This is a genomic window from Arthrobacter sp. KNU-44 (genome assembly GCF_051843155.1).
Lineage (GTDB): Bacteria > Actinomycetota > Actinomycetes > Actinomycetales > Micrococcaceae > Arthrobacter.
In genome coordinates this window covers 3,917,957-3,933,383 of the sequence record NZ_JBPXNG010000002.1, presented here as the reverse complement: position 1 = coordinate 3,933,383, position 15,427 = coordinate 3,917,957, and the positions used below count along the sequence as shown (strand labels likewise).

Below are 15,427 nucleotides of genomic sequence, written 5' to 3'. Positions count from 1 at the left end.
GAAGCAACCCGGCTAAGGCAGTGTCAAGACAAGCGGTCCATCAGCGGTGATCGCCACGGTGTGTTCGCTATGCGCCGCACGGCGGCCGGTGGCGGAGCGCAGGGTCCACTGGTCGTCGTCGTGGTAGTAGTCGTCACTACCACCGAGGATCAACATCGGCTCGATGGCAATCACCAAGCCCTCCACGAGCTTCACCCCGCGGCCCGGCCGTCCGATGTTCGGCACACTCGGCTCGGCGTGCATGGTCCGGCCAATGCCGTGCCCACCGTGATCGGCAAGGATCCCGTAGCCGCTGCGCTTGGCTTCTCCGCCGATGGCGTACGCAAGGTCGCCCATCTTGTTTCCAATCCGGGCGGCGTCGATTCCGCGGGCGAGGGCGGCGTCCGTGGCATCGATCAACTCCTGGTCCACCGGATCCGCGGTGCCCACGATGAAGCTGACTGCCGCGTCCCCGCACCAACCCTCCACGAATGCCCCGCAATCGACGCTCAACAGATCCCCGTCCTGCAACACATATCCGTCCGGGATGCCATGCACCACGGCATCGTTGACGCTCGTGCAGATGACCCCTGAAAAAGGCGTGGACGCCCACCGCGGGCGGTAATTCAGGAACGCCGGCTTGGCTCCGGCGGCCTCCATGAAAGCGGCCGCAACCTCGTCCAGTTCCTTGAGCGACACACCAACCCCGGCGTGCGAGCGAACTGCCGAAAGCGTGTTGGCAACCACCCTTCCGGCTTCGCGCATGAGCGCAATCTCTTCTGGCGTCTTCACCATGGACATCAGAGGCCTCCAAGCATCAAGAACAGGGGGCCGGACCGGCCGCCGGACGAACTCTTCAACCCACTCTAGGGGCCTCTTCATCGCAGTCAACCGGGGAGGCGTGTCCGAACCCGCCCACGAGTGTCCTAAAGTCGCGATATGGAACACCGAAGACTCGCCATCATTCGTGAACGCCTCCAGGCAGAGGCAGACCCGGACCGTGCGAAAGCGGCACAGTCGTACATGAAATCATCCATGCCTTCGCTCGGGGTCAAGGTCCCCGCAGTCCGCCGGATCGTCCTCGCGACCGCGAAAGAACTCCCCTTCGAGTCCCCCGCCGAACTTCGTGACGATGTCCGGCTGATGTGGCGGGAAGCTACATGGCGGGAAGAACGCTACGCGGCCATCGATCTGACCTCGCTCAAGTCCGTGGCCACGGATCTGGAGATGTTGCCCCTATATGAAGAAATCATCCGGACCGGCGCATGGTGGGACTTCGTTGACGGCGTTTCCGACCGCATTTGCGCCCTTCTACAACACCACCGGAGCACGCTGACTCCGCTCTTGAGGACATGGGCAAGCGACCCGGACTTCTGGATCCGCCGCGCAGCCATCACCTCCCAGCTCAAGGCAAAGACGGCCACGGACCAAGAGCTTCTCGCCACGGTGCTTGACGCCAATCTGGCTGACAAGGAGTTCTTCATCAGGAAAGCAATCGGCTGGACCCTGCGGGAGTACGCCAAGACCGATCCTGAGTGGGTACTGAGCTACGTGGAAACCCGACGGCCCATGCTGAGCCGGTTATCCCTGCGTGAAGCGATGAAACACCTTGGGTGAAAGGCTCAGGACTTCGGTTTGAGCTTGAGCTTCAAAATCCCGCGACGCGGGCGGAACAGCACGTGGGTCTTCTTGTCAAAGAACACCAAGTAGGCGATGAAGGAGACCGCGATGGCGATGGCCACTCCGCGCACCACCTCGATGGGGATCCACTGGAAGACGCTCAATTGGTCTGTCAGGGCGATAAGGGTGAAGAACGCCGTCAAATAGAAGACCGTGCGGAGCTGGGCGCCGTCCGCGATCCCCGTCACGGTGAAGAACACGAGCAGCCACACCATGTACCAAGGCTGGATGACGGGCGCCAAGACGACGACGGCGGCGAAAGCCCAGGCCATCCGGCGAAGCACGGTCTTGTTGAACTCGGGTTCGGCGTCGATCGGCGCAGGCATACCGATCCCGCGGCCGGGCGTCCGTACGGCGAGCCAGACGATAGCAAGCGCCGAGACCGCCGTTCCGACGGTTTGGATGATATCCGTCACGGGAACGCCCGGCCCCCCGAACAGTCCGACGACGAATCCCGCCGTATGTGCCAGCAAACCCACTGGCGCATACCAGATCCAGACGGCGCCGGGAGTCTGGAGGGCGCCGAGCCAGCCAAATCCCAGGCCGTTCACCAGTCCTGCGGCGGCCAGTAGGACTAAGGACAAGCCCAAGGTCGCCGTCCAGCAGAGCATTCTGCGGCCCCAGCCGGCACGGGCACCCGCCCACAGCAGCCCCGCAAAAGGCAAGGCAATCAAAGTAATCGGCTTGATGGCGATCGAGGCCGTGATCAGCACGATTCCAAGCACGGGTCGTTTGACCGAGGCGAAGTACAGTCCGGCAACAACCAGTCCCAACATCAACGAGTCGTTGTGCGCGCTGGCGATGAAGTTGATCAAGAGAACCGGGTTGAGGACCCCAAGCCAGAGCGCCCGGTCCGGGTTCACGCCGTGGAGCGCAGCCAAACGGGGAACGTAGACAGCGAGCAGGACCACCCCGGCGAGGGCAGCCAGGCGGAAGGGAATCAGCGCAAGCTCGGGGACACCGGCGCTCACCCACACGGCACCCTGTTCGATCCAGAGCCATAGCGGGCCGTAAGGCGTAGGCGCTTCCGTCCACAATTTGTCTGGTCCGAGTGAAAAGTAGTTGCTCAGGGCCGAGATGCCGTTGGTATATGGGTTCAGTCCCTGCTCCATGAGCCGGCCCTGGCCGATGTAGGCATAGGCGTCCCTGCTGAACAACGGCAAACTGAACATCATCGGGATGGCCCACATCCACAATGCGCGCCGGAGCACAGGACGCGAGGACGGGTTCCATCCGCCGATCCGCTGGGCAATGCGCAGCCAAGAACGCAGGAGCAGGAGTGCGCCGAGGCAGAGCATCACGGTGCAGAAGATCACTCCAACCGGAGATGTCCTGGCCATGATGAAGAGGGGCGTACGGATAAGGGAGCCGCTGGTTGTCGCCATCCAGCCGACACCGATCGAGCCTGCCACCATGAGCAACGAACCGATGAACCCTTGGAGGATCGCCGTCCTCGCCGCTTTGGCTATCCGGGTGCCGTGTACCGGGGCGTTGGAATCGCCAAGCGCCTCTGGATGAGCCAACGAACTCCCCACCTCACGCTCACGAAACTTCGACGTCACCATCAACAAAATCCTGTCCGGTTCCCTGCCGCATCCGGGCCAAAGTGGCACTGCCGGCTGCCATGGATTATTGCAACTGTAGCATCGCCGCCCTTGGCTTCCCGGGGCCAAGCAGACCGTGGGTCTGCCCGAGAAAGTGGCCTGAGATAAGATGGGCGGGGCTCTGGTTTGATGCCGAAGACCACAGCCACGCTGGTTCCGCATGAAATTCAATGGAACCAATATTGTATGGCGGCTCCGGCCGCTGCGGCCTACGGCACCCTGTGACGATAACTACCTGACAAGGATCCTCCCATTTCCACGGACTCATTCTTCAGCGCGCTCACACGGTACCGGCTTAGCGTTCTTCCCTCTTCATGGGAAGCGAAGCTCAACTCGCCCAAGGGTCTGCTGGCGCTCTTCGGGGTTGTGCACTTGATCTTCCTCGTGTTCGCGCTGGTCATTTCCCTGCGCGGCGAGGCCTACAGTGACACTTTCATCTACCGGGACTGGACGTCTGCTGGGTTCCGGGATGAGAACCTCAGCGGCGGCCCAAGTCCTTGGGTCTACCCCGTTCTCGCCTTGGTGCCAATGGCCATCGCAGGCATCGCAGGTCCCGGTCCATTCTTCTTTTTGTGGGTACTCATGATCACCGTGCTCGACGGCCTGGCTGTCGGCAAGCTCACAGCGTGGGGTCGTCGCCGCGAAGCCATCCCGGCAGCATGGTGGTGGCTGGTCTTCGTCCTCATCATGGGTTGCCTGGGATTCGCCCGCGTGGATGGGTTGACCGCGCCGATCGTGCTGATCGCCTTGGCGTACGGGGTGTCACACCCTTTCATTGCCTCGACCCTCCTGAGCGTTGCCACCTGGATGAAGGTTTGGCCCGCCGCTGTCATGCTGTCGTTGTTCACTGTGGTCAAGCAGAGAACCAAAGTGGTGGCCGCCGGAATTCTCACCAGCGTATTGGTCATCGCCCTCACGGCCGCCGTAGGTCAACTGCCGAAGCTCCTCAACTTCCTGACCCAGCAAGGCGATCGCGGCATGCAGCTGGAAGCCACCTTCACTACTCCTTGGTTGTGGCTCTCGGTCCTCCATGTTGGCGACTCGAGGATGTACATGAACGCCGACATCAATTCGATGCAGGTGGATGGACCGGGCACGGCCTTCATGTCATTCCTTATGCAGCCCCTTCTCGCCCTGGCCGCGATCCTGGTGGCTGCCCTGACCTTCTGGGCACTCCACAACGGCAAGCGAACCGGCGGGGCGGACCGCACCGAACTGTTGTTGGCTGGCTCCCTGACCATGGCCACTGCTTTCGTCGTGTTCAACAAGGTCGGGTCGCCCCAGTTCATGGTGTGGCTCGCGCCTGCCGTCGCCGTCGGGCTTGCCCACAGCTGGAAGGAATGGCGGGTGCCCGCGGCGATGCTCATCGCCATTGGGGTGGCCACGTACTTCATCTACCCCCTCTTCTATGACGCACTGAGCCACAACAACCCTTGGATGGCACTGGTGTTGACCTTGCGCAATGTCCTGCTGGTGATTCTGCTCTGCTGGTCTGTACGCCGCCTGTACCTTTTGGGCAAGAAGATCCCGGCCGACGAACCGGCCGCCGCTGCCAAGGAGTCTTGAGATTTCCGTTCGATTCTTTGACCGGCTCGCCCGCGTGCGCGACGCCGTCCTGCCGCCTGCCGCCGTCGCCTGGTTCGGCCGTCCGTCCAGCGTTTGGTGGGGTTTCGCCGCCGTACATGTGTACTTCCTCGGCTGGATGGCAAGTTTCTTCCTGTCCGGAAACACGTTCAGCGACACTGAGCAGTACCGCCAGTGGGCGACGGCCGGCTACAACCCTGCGGATCTCCATGGAGCCATCAGCCCGTGGGTCTACCCGGTGCTCGCCCAGATTCCGATCTTCCTGGCCAACATCGCGGGCCCGGGTCCTTACCTGCTGGTGTGGACGTTGATCATCACTGCGCTCAATGCCGCCGGCTTGTTCATCTTGACCCGCGGCCCGCGCAGGACAACGGGGATTGCCCCTGCCTGGTGGTGGCTGTTTTTCACCGCTTTCATGGGCTACCTCAGCTTTGCCCGCGTGGAAGGCATCACGGCACCCATCGTGTTGGTCGCGTTGCTGTACGCCGCCACGCGGCCCGTGGCGGCGGGCATCCTCCTCAGCATCGCCACGTGGATCAAAGTCTGGCCGGCCGCCGTTTTGGTACCGATCATCATCGCGAGCCACCGCAGGCTGCGGATCATCGCATGCGGCGCCGTAGTAACTGCCGCCGTCGCACTGGGCGCCTATCTTTCGGGCGGCCTCCCGCATATCCTCGACTTCCTGACAAACCAGGGTGAGCGCGGCATGCAACTCGAAGCCACGTTCTCAACCCCTTGGGTCTGGTTGAGCGTGCTCAACGTCGGCGGTTCCAAAATCGCCGACAACGTTGCCATCAATTCCACCGAGGTGTACGGACCGGGTGCCAATGTGGCGGCGTTCATGATGCAGCCGCTCTTGGTTCTTGCCGCCGTCGCAGGCTCTGCCCTTTTGCTTTGGGCGCTTCGGCGGGGTGCCGAGCCTGAAGAGTTGTTTCTCGAGGGCGCCCTCATGATGACCACCGCGTTCATCGTGTTCAACAAGGTGGGTTCGCCGCAGTTCATCATTTGGCTTGCGCCGGTGATTATCGCCGGGCTGACCCACCATTGGAATCGTTGGCGGGTTCCTGCAGCCCTCCTGATGGGGATCGCCATGACGACTTTTGTGATTTACCCGTTGTTCTACACGCCGCTGATCCATGCCAACCCCGTGATGGCAACAGTGCTGACCACGCGGAACGTGCTTCTAGTTGTCCTGCTTTGGTGGTCCGTGCAGCGGACCTTGGAACTGGGCCGCAAGTCCGGCGCAAGAACCGCTATCCGGAGCGCCTGAGCCGCTGCTCAAGCCTGCGGAGCAGTTGCGCAGGGCTGGAGCGGATCAGCAGTTTGCGCGTGTGAACGTCCAACACCATCAGGTAGACGGTGAATCCCACGGCCACCAAGAAGGCGAGGGAGGACACCTTGACGTTCAGTTCCACGAAGGACAGGACCGAAATCTGGTCCTGCGCGCCGAAGGCCACGAAGAACGTGACGGCGACATAGAGCGACTTGATCTGCCAGTCGTCCCTGATGCCCGTGACCGCGAGCAGCGGGATGAACCACAGGATGTACCACGGCTGGATAATCGGAGAAAGCATGACGACGGCGGCAAACGCCAGGGCCGCGCGTCGCACCAGCCGTGAATAGTCACCGCGGAACATCAGCACCACCACCAGCCCGATTCCGGCCCACTTCATGAGGGTCCGGAGCCCCGTGGCAACCGTGGATCCGGGCATGCCAAGGAGATTGGCGATCACCTCGACCTGCTGGCCCAGGAAGCCCGAAGGCGAGTATCCCGTGTAGCCGGGCGTCGGATCGAGGATAGCCCAGACCCATCCAAAGCCAAGGTTGTAAGGAATTCCGCTCACCGCCAGGACGGCAAAGCTGATACCCGCCGTCGCGCCCCAGAACAGGAACTTGCGGGCCCAACTCGCTGCCGGACCCGCCCACATGAGGCCTATGAAAGGCAAGAGAAGTACTGTGATCGGCTTGATGCCGATGGAAGCCGTGACCAGCAGAAGCCCGGTGATGTGGCGCCCGGTGGCCGCAAAGTACATTCCGGCGACCGCCAGGCCCACCATGAGGGCATCGTTGTGGGCGCTGGCGACGAAGCTGATGAGAAAGAGGGGGTTGGCGACGGCGATCCACAGTGCTCGGCCGGGATTGATCCCGTGCAGTTCGGCGAGCCTGGGAACATACACCACGCAGAGCAGCACTCCCACTGTCGCAAGCACGCGGAAGAGCAACACGGAAAAATCGGGCTGGGCGTCGGTGATGCCCACAACCCATCTGGCAAGCCACAGGAAATAGGGCCCGTACGGCGTCTTGGCTTCAGCCCAGGCAGGATCGGCGCCCAGGGAAAACCAGTTGCTGAGCGAGGAAATGCCTGCAGTGTAGGGGTTCTGGCCTTCCAGCACCAGCCTGCCCTGGCCGGTGTAGGCGTACACGTCGCGCGAATAGATGGGAACGGCAAACATCAGGGGCGCCGCCCACGCCGCAACAGCGACAACCACGGATCTGAGCGATCCGGGGCCCCAGTCCTTGAGCCTTTGCCCGAGCCTCAACCATGACCTGACCAAAAGCATGGCCCCTGCCGTCAGCAAGATGGTGGAGGTCGTCACGCCCCAGCCCTCCGTGCGCAGGGCGATGACAAGAGGGTGCCTGAACATGGGCGATCCGTTGGCGATCCAGCCGGCACCGATCGACCCGACGAAGATCATCAGGGATCCAAAAAACCCTTGCCAGATTGCCACATAGGCCTTGATCTGGCCGGGGGTGCCGGCGCCGATGTGCGCGGCATCCGGGGAATAGAGACTCGCGGCGGCCTTCTCCGACGGCGCGGCGGGTTCCTTTGCCTCATCCCGGCTATTTGAGGTGCCCACGCCCGTTCCGCCTGCCGTCATGATATTCCAGTCCCTACGTACATTGGTCCAGCTCATCGATGCAGGCAACAACCGCTCGACAACGGCCCAGTTTACCAGCCACGGTAAGCCCTAGGAGCGGAATGAAGCGCCCCGCCACCCTTCCCACGCGACCGAACGGTAGGCTGGACGGGTGCCTATTACTAATGAACGCATCGTCTGGATCGACTGTGAGATGACCGGTCTCGACCTGGTAAACGACGCCCTGATCGAGGTCGCGGCCTTGGTCACCGATTCGGAGCTGAACATCCTGGGCGATGGCGTCGACGTCGTTATCAAACCCGAAGACGCCGCGCTTGAACAGATGAATGACTTCGTCCGCGACATGCATACGCGCTCCAAACTCCTGGACGAGCTCCCGCACGGCAAGACCATGGACGAAGCCGAAGCGATCGTTCTGGAGTACATCGAGAAGTGGGTACCCGATCCGAAAAAGGCACCGCTGGGCGGCAACTCAGTCGGAACCGACCGGATGTTCCTCGCCCGGGACATGCCCAACATCGTTGAACACCTCCACTACCGGGTCATCGACGTGAGCACCATCAAGGAGCTCTCGCGCCGATGGTTCCCCCGCGCGTATTTCCAGTCGCCCGCCAAACATGGCGGCCACCGCGCGCTCGGAGACATCAAGGACTCCATCGACGAACTGCGCTACTACCGCGAGGCCGTGTTCGTTCCGGCTCCCGGTCCCGATACAGCCACTGCGCAGAAGATTTCCAAGCAGATCGCCGCCGGACCCGAGACCCCGGCAAGCACGTGATCTGGGGCACCTTTTCGGGAAATTTCAGCCAAACGGTCAAAAGTGGCAAAACCACCCCCTAAGACGGGGTATAGTTTTTGTCGTTGCCTTCGCAGCTAACGGGTCATTCCGAAAGCATAAAAGGCGCATGGTGGGCGTAGCTCAGTTGGCAGAGCGCCTGGTTGTGGTCCAGGAGGTCGCGGGTTCAACCCCCGTCGCTCACCCTCAAGGGATCGGTAGTTGTCTATCGATCGCAGCCAAAGGCCGTACTGGTTATCCAGTGCGGCCTTTGCTTTGTCCCGGCCGATTTCGGCCATTCCAGGCCCGAGAACCAGAGGAACATCTGACATGACCGTCCTGCCAGTCACCATCTGGGGCGAGCCCGTGCTTCATCGCCGGGCGAGCGAGGTGGAAAAGTTCGATGACGAGCTGCGCACCTTGATTGCCGACATGTTCGAGACCAACGAAGCCGCCAACGGCGTCGGGCTGGCCGCACCCCAGGTGGGGGTCGGCAAACGGATCTTCATCTTCAAATACGCGAACGAGGACGACGCCCCGGACGAGGGCGTCCTGGTGAACCCTGTCCTCACCCTCTCCAAGATCCCCGGCGCCCTTCCCGATCCCGAGGAAGACGTCGAAGGCTGCCTGTCATTCCCCGGGGAGCACTACCCCCTGCAGAGGGCCGAATGGGCCCGTGTCCAGGGCTTCGACGGCTACGGCAACCCGGTGGATTTCGTGGCGACGGGCTGGTTCGCGAGGGTCATGCAGCACGAATTCGACCACCTCGACGGCAAGCTCTATGTGGACCGGCTGGCTGACCGCTACGCCAAGAAGGCCATGAAGCAGGCTAAAAAGAACGGCTGGGGAGTTCCCGGTCTGAGTTGGATGCCGGGTGTTGACCCGGATCCCTTCGGACACTGACCGATGACCGGCATAGCGCAAGACGAATTGTTCAAGCTTCTCGACATCCACGGCGAGGACGCTTTTGGGTGTGCCTCGCTGCTGGAGTCACCTCCTGGAGACGGCACTCGACGGGCCCTTGCCAGCCTTGACGCCCGTCTGGGGGTCTTCCCAAGCAAATCTGCCACCATGGATGACTGCACGGAAACGGACTGGATCGAGGCGCTCCTGCGTTTCGCGCCGGTAGTCCACCGCCATCATCTTTCCCTTGGCATCCCGCCGGAATCCTCCGCCGCGATCCTGGCCGATGTAGGACTGAACCTTCGGATCAACCGACGGGTCCACGGTCGCTTCGGCCTGGACACGTGGGCATGGCTGACCCTCCACATGGCCGGAAACATCTTCCGGATCGGCCGCTTGCAATTTCACCTTGTGCGCAGTGATGCGGGAGGCCCTTCCGCCGCTGGCGACTCCTGGGTGCTGGGCGTGCACATCCCCGAGGATGGCGGCCTCTCACCCACCCTCGTGGACGCGAGCTTCAGCCAGGCCAGCGAGTTCTTTGACCGATACTTCCCGGACAAGGCGGTCTCCGTGGCGAGCTGCGACTCCTGGATGCTGGATCCCTACTTGGTCCGGAAGCTGCCGCACAGCAACATCGCCGCTTTTGCCCGCCGATTCACCCTTGACCACTGCTCAGACGCTCCGGACGACGCTGTCTACTTCACCTTCCGGCAGCGGGGCATGGAAAACCTTGATCGGCTCCCCCGCGAGACGTCGCTTCAGCGGGTGGTGTTGGAAAGGATCGACGACGGCGGGGCCTGGCAACTCGGCCACGGCCACCTAGTGCTTCCCCCGGCCGGGAGCAACCACGCCTGACGCGGCCTCCCGCGCCCTCAGGCGGCTACAACGCCCTGATGGTCCGCTGACCGGGGCACGAGTCCAGGACGCGCCTCATGGCGTCTTTCTCCGCCTGCGTGACCCAGAGCCGGTACGCGGCTTTGACCGAAACCTGCCGGGCTACGTAATGGCAGCGAAAGCCCTTGTTGGCAGGGAGCCAACTCGCGGCGTCGCCCGCGCCTTTCTTCACGTTGGCCGGACCGTCAACGGCAATGAGGTTGAGGGGGTCGTTGGCGAGGCTTTGGCGCTGTTTGGCAGTGAGCTGCGGGGCACCCTTCTGCCAGGCATCCCCGAGAGCCACCACATGATCGATTTGGACGGCCGAGCTGCTTTCGGAGCCCCTGCGGAAATGGATGTCCTGGCCGGTGTACGGCTCGCGCAGCTCCCCGGACGCGATCCTGCATTTGGAGCCTGCCGTGAACTCCGCCGCCGAGAGATCCCGCCTCAGGATGTCGTTCCTGGTATCGCAGCCGTTCCGGTCGACGTCGAGCCAGGCCTGTCCGAATTCGTTGCGGTCGTAGTTGTCCTTGGCTGCGCGCCCCTTCACAGGAAGCGCCTCCAAGGCATCAGCGGCCGAACCAGCCGGTACCGGCTGAACAGCTTCCACCGGCTTCATCCAGTTCGCGTCGAAGACAGGAGCTTCCGTTGGTCCATTGATCGGGTCCTGGCCAACTGCGAACTGGCCGTTGGTGAAGAACCACCCGATGCCCGTGAGTCCACCGGTGAGGATGAGAATCAGCAGCACCCAGGCCTGCCGGGACTGGCGGCGGGCGCGTCGATAGGCGGCCCAGGTGGCGCTCAAGGGATTGCGTCCTTTCGGGCAGGAATACGTCCCTTGAGACTAGTCGAGGCGCTGTTCGCCGACGCTGATATCCACAGTGTGGAGGACAGGTCAGAATGTCGGAACAATCACAGCGCATGGTGCAGGGGCGGCCTACTGCTCCTTGGTGACGCGTTTCAGGTCTTCGGCCGCCAGCTCGAGAAGGGACCCCAATTGGATGACCCTGTCCTCGGAGATATCCCCCGCCGCGTGTGCGGCCTTGGCTTCGTCGAGCAGCCGTTGGGCTTCCTTGAGGTTGGCCCGCGCTACGTCCAGTGCGTGTTCAAGGGTTGTTTCGTGATCCAGAATCTTTTCGCTTTCCATGCGTCCATTCTGGTCAGGTTTCCCGGCTGATACCAGCGCATCAGCCGGGAATACCCTGTGTCTTTCCTCGCGTTGGCCGGAGCCGGCTAGACGCCGGCTGGCTCCAAGGTTGCCTTAGGTTCAAGGTTCACAGCGACGCCGCGTGCCGGGAACGATGGCGGGTTCACACCGGCCATTTCTTCCATGACGCGCACTACCTGGCAGGAGTAACCGAATTCGTTGTCGTACCAGACGTAGACCACGAGGTGCTTGTCGGTGGCGATGGTGGCCAGGCCGTCCACGATGCCCGCACGGCGGGAGCCGACGAAGTCCGTGGAGACGACCTCGGGTGAGTCGATGAAGTCGATCTGCTTCCGCAGCTCCGAGTGCAGGGACATTTCGCGAAGGTAGTTGTTGACTTCCTCCTTCGTGGTTCCCTTTTCAAGGTTCAGGTTCAGGATGGCCATCGACACGTCCGGGGTGGGAACGCGGATCGCGTTGCCGGTCAGCTTGCCCTGCAGTTCCGGAAGAGCCTTCGCCACGGCCTTGGCCGCACCTGTTTCGGTGATGACCATGTTCAGGGCAGCCGAGCGGCCGCGGCGGTCACCCTTGTGGAAGTTGTCGATCAGGTTCTGGTCGTTCGTGAACGAGTGCACGGTTTCCACGTGCCCGTGGATGACGCCGAACTTGTCGTTGAGTGCCTTGAGCACCGGGGTGATGGCGTTCGTGGTGCACGAAGCCGCGGTTACGATCTTGTCCGTGTCCTCGATGGAGGAGTGGTTGATGCCGTGGACGATGTTCTTCAGATCACCCTTGCCCGGAGCCGTGAGCAGCACCCGCGCGACACCCTTGCTCTGCAGGTGCTGGGACAGGCCCTCGGCGTCGCGCCAGCGGCCCGTGTTGTCGACCACCAGGGCATCCTTGATCCCGTAGGCCGTGTAGTCCACGGTGGAGGGGTTGTCCGAGTAGATGACCTGGACCTGGACACCGTTGGCCGTAATTGTGTTGGCGGCCTCGTCCACGCGGATGGTGCCCTCGAAGGAACCATGCACCGAGTCACGCCGCAGCAGGCTTGCGCGCTTGACAAGGTCGTTCTCGGCACCCTTGCGGACCACGATCGCGCGCAGGCGCAGGCCGTGGCCCCCGCCGGCCTTTTCGATCAGGAGGCGCGCCAGCAGGCGGCCGATGCGGCCGAAACCGTAGAGCACGACGTCGGTGCTGGTCCGGTCGTCCGCGCCGCGGCGCCCGACAACCTCGGCAAGCTCGGCGCGGAGGAAGTCTTCCAGGGGCGTTCCGGGGGCTTCGGCCTTGTACTTCTCGTTCAGGCGGGCGATGTCGATCGCAGCGGCCCCGAGTTCAAGTTCGGCCAGTGTGTTCAGTAGCGGCGCGGTTTCTTCGAGCAGGAGTTCGTCCTTGCTCATCCGGCGCGCAAAACGGTGGGCTTTCAGGATGTTCATCGACGACTTGTTGATGAGGCTGCGCCCGTGGATGCTGGTCACCACGTTGTTCTCACGGTACAGCCGGCCGATCACCGGAATCATGGCCTCGGCCAGCGCTTCGCGGCCCATCCACGTATCAAGACAAGAATCTGATGACTGGCTCACAGAACTACCTTCCTAGGGTCAGCTACATACGTCCTCGTACGTAGATGGTGGCCGCCCGGAGTAATCCTGCGGCACTGGCATCGGCGGGACTTCGGTCTGCCCGGACACCTCGAACGTTGCAAAGAAAAACCGCCGGCTGCGAACGCAGAACCGGCGGTGGAACTTCTACGTTCGCTGTCCATTCTAAGGTCTGGCACGGGGCGCCTTGGCCCCCGGAATGCGTGAAATCACTCACACAAGGCTGTGGGATGGGTTGACCGATACGCCGGGTTCTGTCCTCCCCCGCCGTTGCCGGCGAAGGAGTGGCGACCATCCATCTACGAACGCCGTTGCCGACGCCCTCCAGCGGCCTACCCGGACACTCGGGCGAGCAGCCCTCGATCGTGCCCTGTCTGGCCTTGCTCCGGGTGGGGTTTACCTAGCCTCCCTGGTCACCCAAGGAGCTGGTGGTCTCTTACACCACCGTTTCACCCTTACCTGCTGCCTGCCTGTGCTGGCACAAGCAGACGCAGGCGGTCTGTTCTCTGTGGCACTGGCCTGCGGGTTACCCCGAGTGGGCGTTACCCACCACCCTGCCCTGTGGAGCCCGGACGTTCCTCGAGCCACTCACGTGGCGCGCGGCCGCCTAGTCAACCCATCCGCCCTATAGTCTACCGGCGTCGGGCCCCCCGCATTTTCAGACAGCACTGCCGAATCGATCTGCCTGGACAACCAGCGACGGCAATACCGCTAATATCGACAGGTGCTGATTCTGTTGCCACCTTCCGAAGGCAAGACCCCCGCTGCCGAAGGCTCCGCCGTCGAATGGGAGTCCCTGAGCTTTCCGGAACTCAACAGCTACCGGGCCAAAGTGCTCGACGCGCTCGGCCTGGTCAGCGCGCACGAGGACGCCCTCGCACTCCTGGGGGTGGGCGCATCCTTGAAGGACGACGTCGAACGCAATACGCGGCTCCACGCAGAACCCGCAGCCCCGGCCCACCAGGTGTATTCCGGTGTTCTCTACGACGCGCTTGGCTTCAAGACCCTCACACCGGCGCAGCGCCGCAAGGCGGTGGAGTCGGTCCTCGTGGTGTCCGCCCTGTGGGGCGCCATCGGCTTCGGCGACCAAGTGCCGGCCTACCGCTTGTCCATGGGAACGGCACTGCCCGACGTCGGGCGCCTCGCGTCGTTCTGGAAGCCGCAGCTTACGCAGGCCCTCGCCGCGCGGGTGGAGGGCCAGCTGCTCGTGGACTGCCGCTCCAGCACCTACGCCGCGGCTTGGGCACCGCCCCCGGCGCAGACTGTCGCCGTCAACGTCTTTTCCGAGTCCAATGGCAAACGCACCGTCGTCAGCCACTTCGCCAAGCACACCCGCGGCGAATTGGCCCGGCACCTGCTGAGCCGTCGAGGCAAGGCGCCCGGCACGCCCGAACAGCTGCTCAAGGCAGCCTCGGAATTGTGGACTGCGGAGTTGACGGAAGCCACGGAGCGCAAGCCGCACACCCTCAGCATCATCCTCCCCAACTAACTCGCAGTTGTTGTCGTTTTCAGCCGCGAAAACGACAACAATTGCTAGTCAGTTGGGTGGGGAACAGATGGTTAGTTCCACTCGGCGGAGCGCACCAGGATGCAGCCGGAATCGGGGCAGAACACGATCTCGTCTTCGGCCGCGGCTTTGACCTCGGCAAGGTCGCCGGGGCTGAGCGTCATTCCCGAGCCTTCGGACTTCCCGTGGAAAAGCCTGGCGGCTCCCACCCCGCGCTTGGCAAGGGTCTTTTCGTAGATAGCCAGCATCCCGGCGTCGAGACCTTCGGCGAAGCCGGCCCGCTGGGCGCGCACATCCGTCTCTTCGGCAACAATCTCGGCGATCGCGGTGTCCAGCTCGGCACGGATCCCGGAGAAGGAACCCTGGATATCATCGACGATCTGCTGTTGCGCGGCTTGACGCTCCCTGAGTCCGTCCAGGCGTTCCAGGATTTCCAGCTCAACGTCTTCAAGGTCCGAACGTCGCTTGTTAAGCGAGGCGATATCGCTCTGCAGCGCAACGAGATCCTTGGAAAGTCCGGTGCCGCTGTTCAACCTGGCTTCGTCCCGCTCAATGCGGCTAGCCACTTGCTCGACGTCTGCCTCTGACCTGCGTAGCTCTGTTTCGGCGTCGTGGACAGCAAGTTTCGCGGTTCCGAGCGCACCGTTGGCCACGCTGAGGGCGTCCTGGAGATCGGTGATGCGGGGGTCGGTCTCCAAAGTGCGACGGCGGTTCGCCAAGGATTTGAGCTTCGCATCCAACCCCTGCAGTTCGAGCAATTTCAACTGTTCCGCCGGTGCTGCCTTGGCCACGCTTACCTCCGCTTGATCGTGCCGGGGATGATATTCAGCCCAAGCCAGGCCTTGGGCCTGTTTGTCTCGACTCTATCGCCTAGCGTGCTCGCCTGCCTCGCTAC

General features: G+C 62.8%; 14 protein-coding genes, 1 tRNA gene and 1 other RNA gene. 8 read left to right on the top strand and 8 right to left on the bottom strand.

Going from position 1 to position 15,427, the window contains the following annotated elements; all coding sequences use genetic code 11:
* Window positions 1-12: 12 nt before the first annotated feature.
* Window positions 13-780, bottom strand: coding sequence for a type I methionyl aminopeptidase (map, locus tag ACSVHC_RS19465; protein ID WP_437770562.1), 768 nt, complete (start codon window positions 778-780; stop codon window positions 13-15).
* Window positions 781-918: 138 nt separating this feature from the next.
* Here map and ACSVHC_RS19460 point away from each other — a divergent pair, with 138 nt between their 5' ends.
* Window positions 919-1,596: a DNA alkylation repair protein gene (locus ACSVHC_RS19460; protein WP_437770563.1), complete on the top strand. Its 678-nt coding sequence runs from the start codon at window positions 919-921 to the stop codon at window positions 1,594-1,596.
* Between the two features lie 5 nt (window positions 1,597-1,601).
* Here the strand turns inward: ACSVHC_RS19460 and mptB (ACSVHC_RS19455) are convergent, their stop codons facing one another.
* Window positions 1,602-3,224: a polyprenol phosphomannose-dependent alpha 1,6 mannosyltransferase MptB gene (gene mptB, locus ACSVHC_RS19455; protein ID WP_437770564.1), complete on the bottom strand. Its 1,623-nt coding sequence runs from the start codon at window positions 3,222-3,224 to the stop codon at window positions 1,602-1,604.
* A gap of 291 nt (window positions 3,225-3,515) precedes the next feature.
* Between mptB (ACSVHC_RS19455) and ACSVHC_RS19450 the strand changes: the two genes are divergently transcribed.
* Together ACSVHC_RS19450 and ACSVHC_RS19445 are read left to right on the top strand one after the other, a co-directional pair.
* Window positions 3,516-4,829, top strand: coding sequence for a glycosyltransferase 87 family protein (locus tag ACSVHC_RS19450; RefSeq protein WP_439181403.1), 1,314 nt, complete (start codon window positions 3,516-3,518; stop codon window positions 4,827-4,829).
* Window positions 4,830-4,863: 34 nt separating this feature from the next.
* On the top strand, window positions 4,864-6,117 hold the full coding sequence (locus ACSVHC_RS19445) for a glycosyltransferase 87 family protein (protein ID WP_437770565.1): 1,254 nt from the start codon (window positions 4,864-4,866) through the stop codon (window positions 6,115-6,117).
* On the opposite strand, the gene mptB (ACSVHC_RS19440) is transcribed toward ACSVHC_RS19445, so the two are convergent.
* Window positions 6,101-7,726, bottom strand: coding sequence for a polyprenol phosphomannose-dependent alpha 1,6 mannosyltransferase MptB (gene mptB, locus ACSVHC_RS19440; RefSeq protein ID WP_437774043.1), 1,626 nt, complete (start codon window positions 7,724-7,726; stop codon window positions 6,101-6,103). The genes ACSVHC_RS19445 and mptB (ACSVHC_RS19440) overlap by 17 nt on opposite strands.
* Window positions 7,727-7,877: 151 nt before the next feature.
* On the opposite strand from mptB (ACSVHC_RS19440), the gene orn reads away from it, so the two are divergent.
* The 4 genes from orn (at window position 7,878) to ACSVHC_RS19420 (ending at window position 10,259) form a co-directional block, all read left to right on the top strand.
* Entirely contained in the window at window positions 7,878-8,504 is a 627-nt protein-coding gene (gene orn / locus ACSVHC_RS19435) for an oligoribonuclease (protein WP_345450388.1), read from the top strand.
* A 130-nt stretch (window positions 8,505-8,634) separates the two neighbouring features.
* Window positions 8,635-8,707, top strand: a tRNA-His gene (locus ACSVHC_RS19430).
* Window positions 8,708-8,831: 124 nt separating this feature from the next.
* The gene (gene def / locus ACSVHC_RS19425; protein WP_437770566.1) at window positions 8,832-9,404 is read left to right on the top strand and encodes a peptide deformylase; all 573 of its coding nucleotides are present in this window, start codon (window positions 8,832-8,834) and stop codon (window positions 9,402-9,404) included.
* A 3-nt stretch (window positions 9,405-9,407) separates the two neighbouring features.
* Window positions 9,408-10,259: an acyltransferase domain-containing protein gene (locus ACSVHC_RS19420; RefSeq protein ID WP_437770567.1), complete on the top strand. Its 852-nt coding sequence runs from the start codon at window positions 9,408-9,410 to the stop codon at window positions 10,257-10,259.
* Between the two features lie 25 nt (window positions 10,260-10,284).
* Here the strand turns inward: ACSVHC_RS19420 and ACSVHC_RS19415 are convergent, their stop codons facing one another.
* The 4 genes from ACSVHC_RS19415 to rnpB form a co-directional block, all read right to left on the bottom strand.
* Window positions 10,285-11,082, bottom strand: coding sequence for an HNH endonuclease family protein (locus tag ACSVHC_RS19415; RefSeq protein WP_437770568.1), 798 nt, complete (start codon window positions 11,080-11,082; stop codon window positions 10,285-10,287).
* Between the two features lie 132 nt (window positions 11,083-11,214).
* Window positions 11,215-11,424 (bottom strand): hypothetical protein, encoded by a 210-nt coding sequence (locus ACSVHC_RS19410; protein WP_236811458.1) that lies wholly within the window; start codon window positions 11,422-11,424, stop codon window positions 11,215-11,217.
* Between the two features lie 86 nt (window positions 11,425-11,510).
* A complete protein-coding gene (locus tag ACSVHC_RS19405) occupies window positions 11,511-13,007 on the bottom strand; it encodes a glyceraldehyde-3-phosphate dehydrogenase (RefSeq protein WP_439181224.1) in 1,497 nt (498 codons plus the stop codon).
* Window positions 13,008-13,252: 245 nt separating this feature from the next.
* An RNA gene (gene rnpB, locus ACSVHC_RS19400) (RNase P RNA component class A) lies at window positions 13,253-13,644 on the bottom strand.
* Between the two features lie 105 nt (window positions 13,645-13,749).
* Here rnpB and ACSVHC_RS19395 point away from each other — a divergent pair.
* Window positions 13,750-14,514 carry a YaaA family protein gene (locus ACSVHC_RS19395; protein ID WP_437770569.1) on the top strand — a complete coding sequence of 255 codons (765 nt, stop codon included), beginning with the start codon at window positions 13,750-13,752 and terminating at the stop codon, window positions 14,512-14,514.
* Window positions 14,515-14,585: 71 nt separating this feature from the next.
* Here the strand turns inward: ACSVHC_RS19395 and ACSVHC_RS19390 are convergent, their stop codons facing one another.
* Entirely contained in the window at window positions 14,586-15,323 is a 738-nt protein-coding gene (locus ACSVHC_RS19390) for a zinc ribbon domain-containing protein (RefSeq protein ID WP_437770570.1), read from the bottom strand.
* Window positions 15,324-15,427 lie beyond the last annotated feature (104 nt).

Excerpts from the sequence above, each read along its gene's own strand:
- map (WP_437770562.1), bottom strand. The coding sequence starts at position 780 with ATGTCCATGGTGAAGACGCCAGAAGAGATTGCGCTCATGCGCGAAGCC.
- ACSVHC_RS19460 (WP_437770563.1), top strand. The coding sequence starts at position 919 with ATGGAACACCGAAGACTCGCCATCATTCGTGAACGCCTCCAGGCAGAG.
- mptB (WP_437770564.1), bottom strand. The coding sequence starts at position 3,224 with ATGGTGACGTCGAAGTTTCGTGAGCGTGAGGTGGGGAGTTCGTTGGCT.
- mptB (WP_437774043.1), bottom strand. The coding sequence starts at position 7,726 with ATGACGGCAGGCGGAACGGGCGTGGGCACCTCAAATAGCCGGGATGAG.
- def (WP_437770566.1), top strand. The coding sequence starts at position 8,832 with ATGACCGTCCTGCCAGTCACCATCTGGGGCGAGCCCGTGCTTCATCGC.
- ACSVHC_RS19420 (WP_437770567.1), top strand. The coding sequence starts at position 9,408 with ATGACCGGCATAGCGCAAGACGAATTGTTCAAGCTTCTCGACATCCAC.
- ACSVHC_RS19410 (WP_236811458.1), bottom strand. The coding sequence starts at position 11,424 with ATGGAAAGCGAAAAGATTCTGGATCACGAAACAACCCTTGAACACGCA.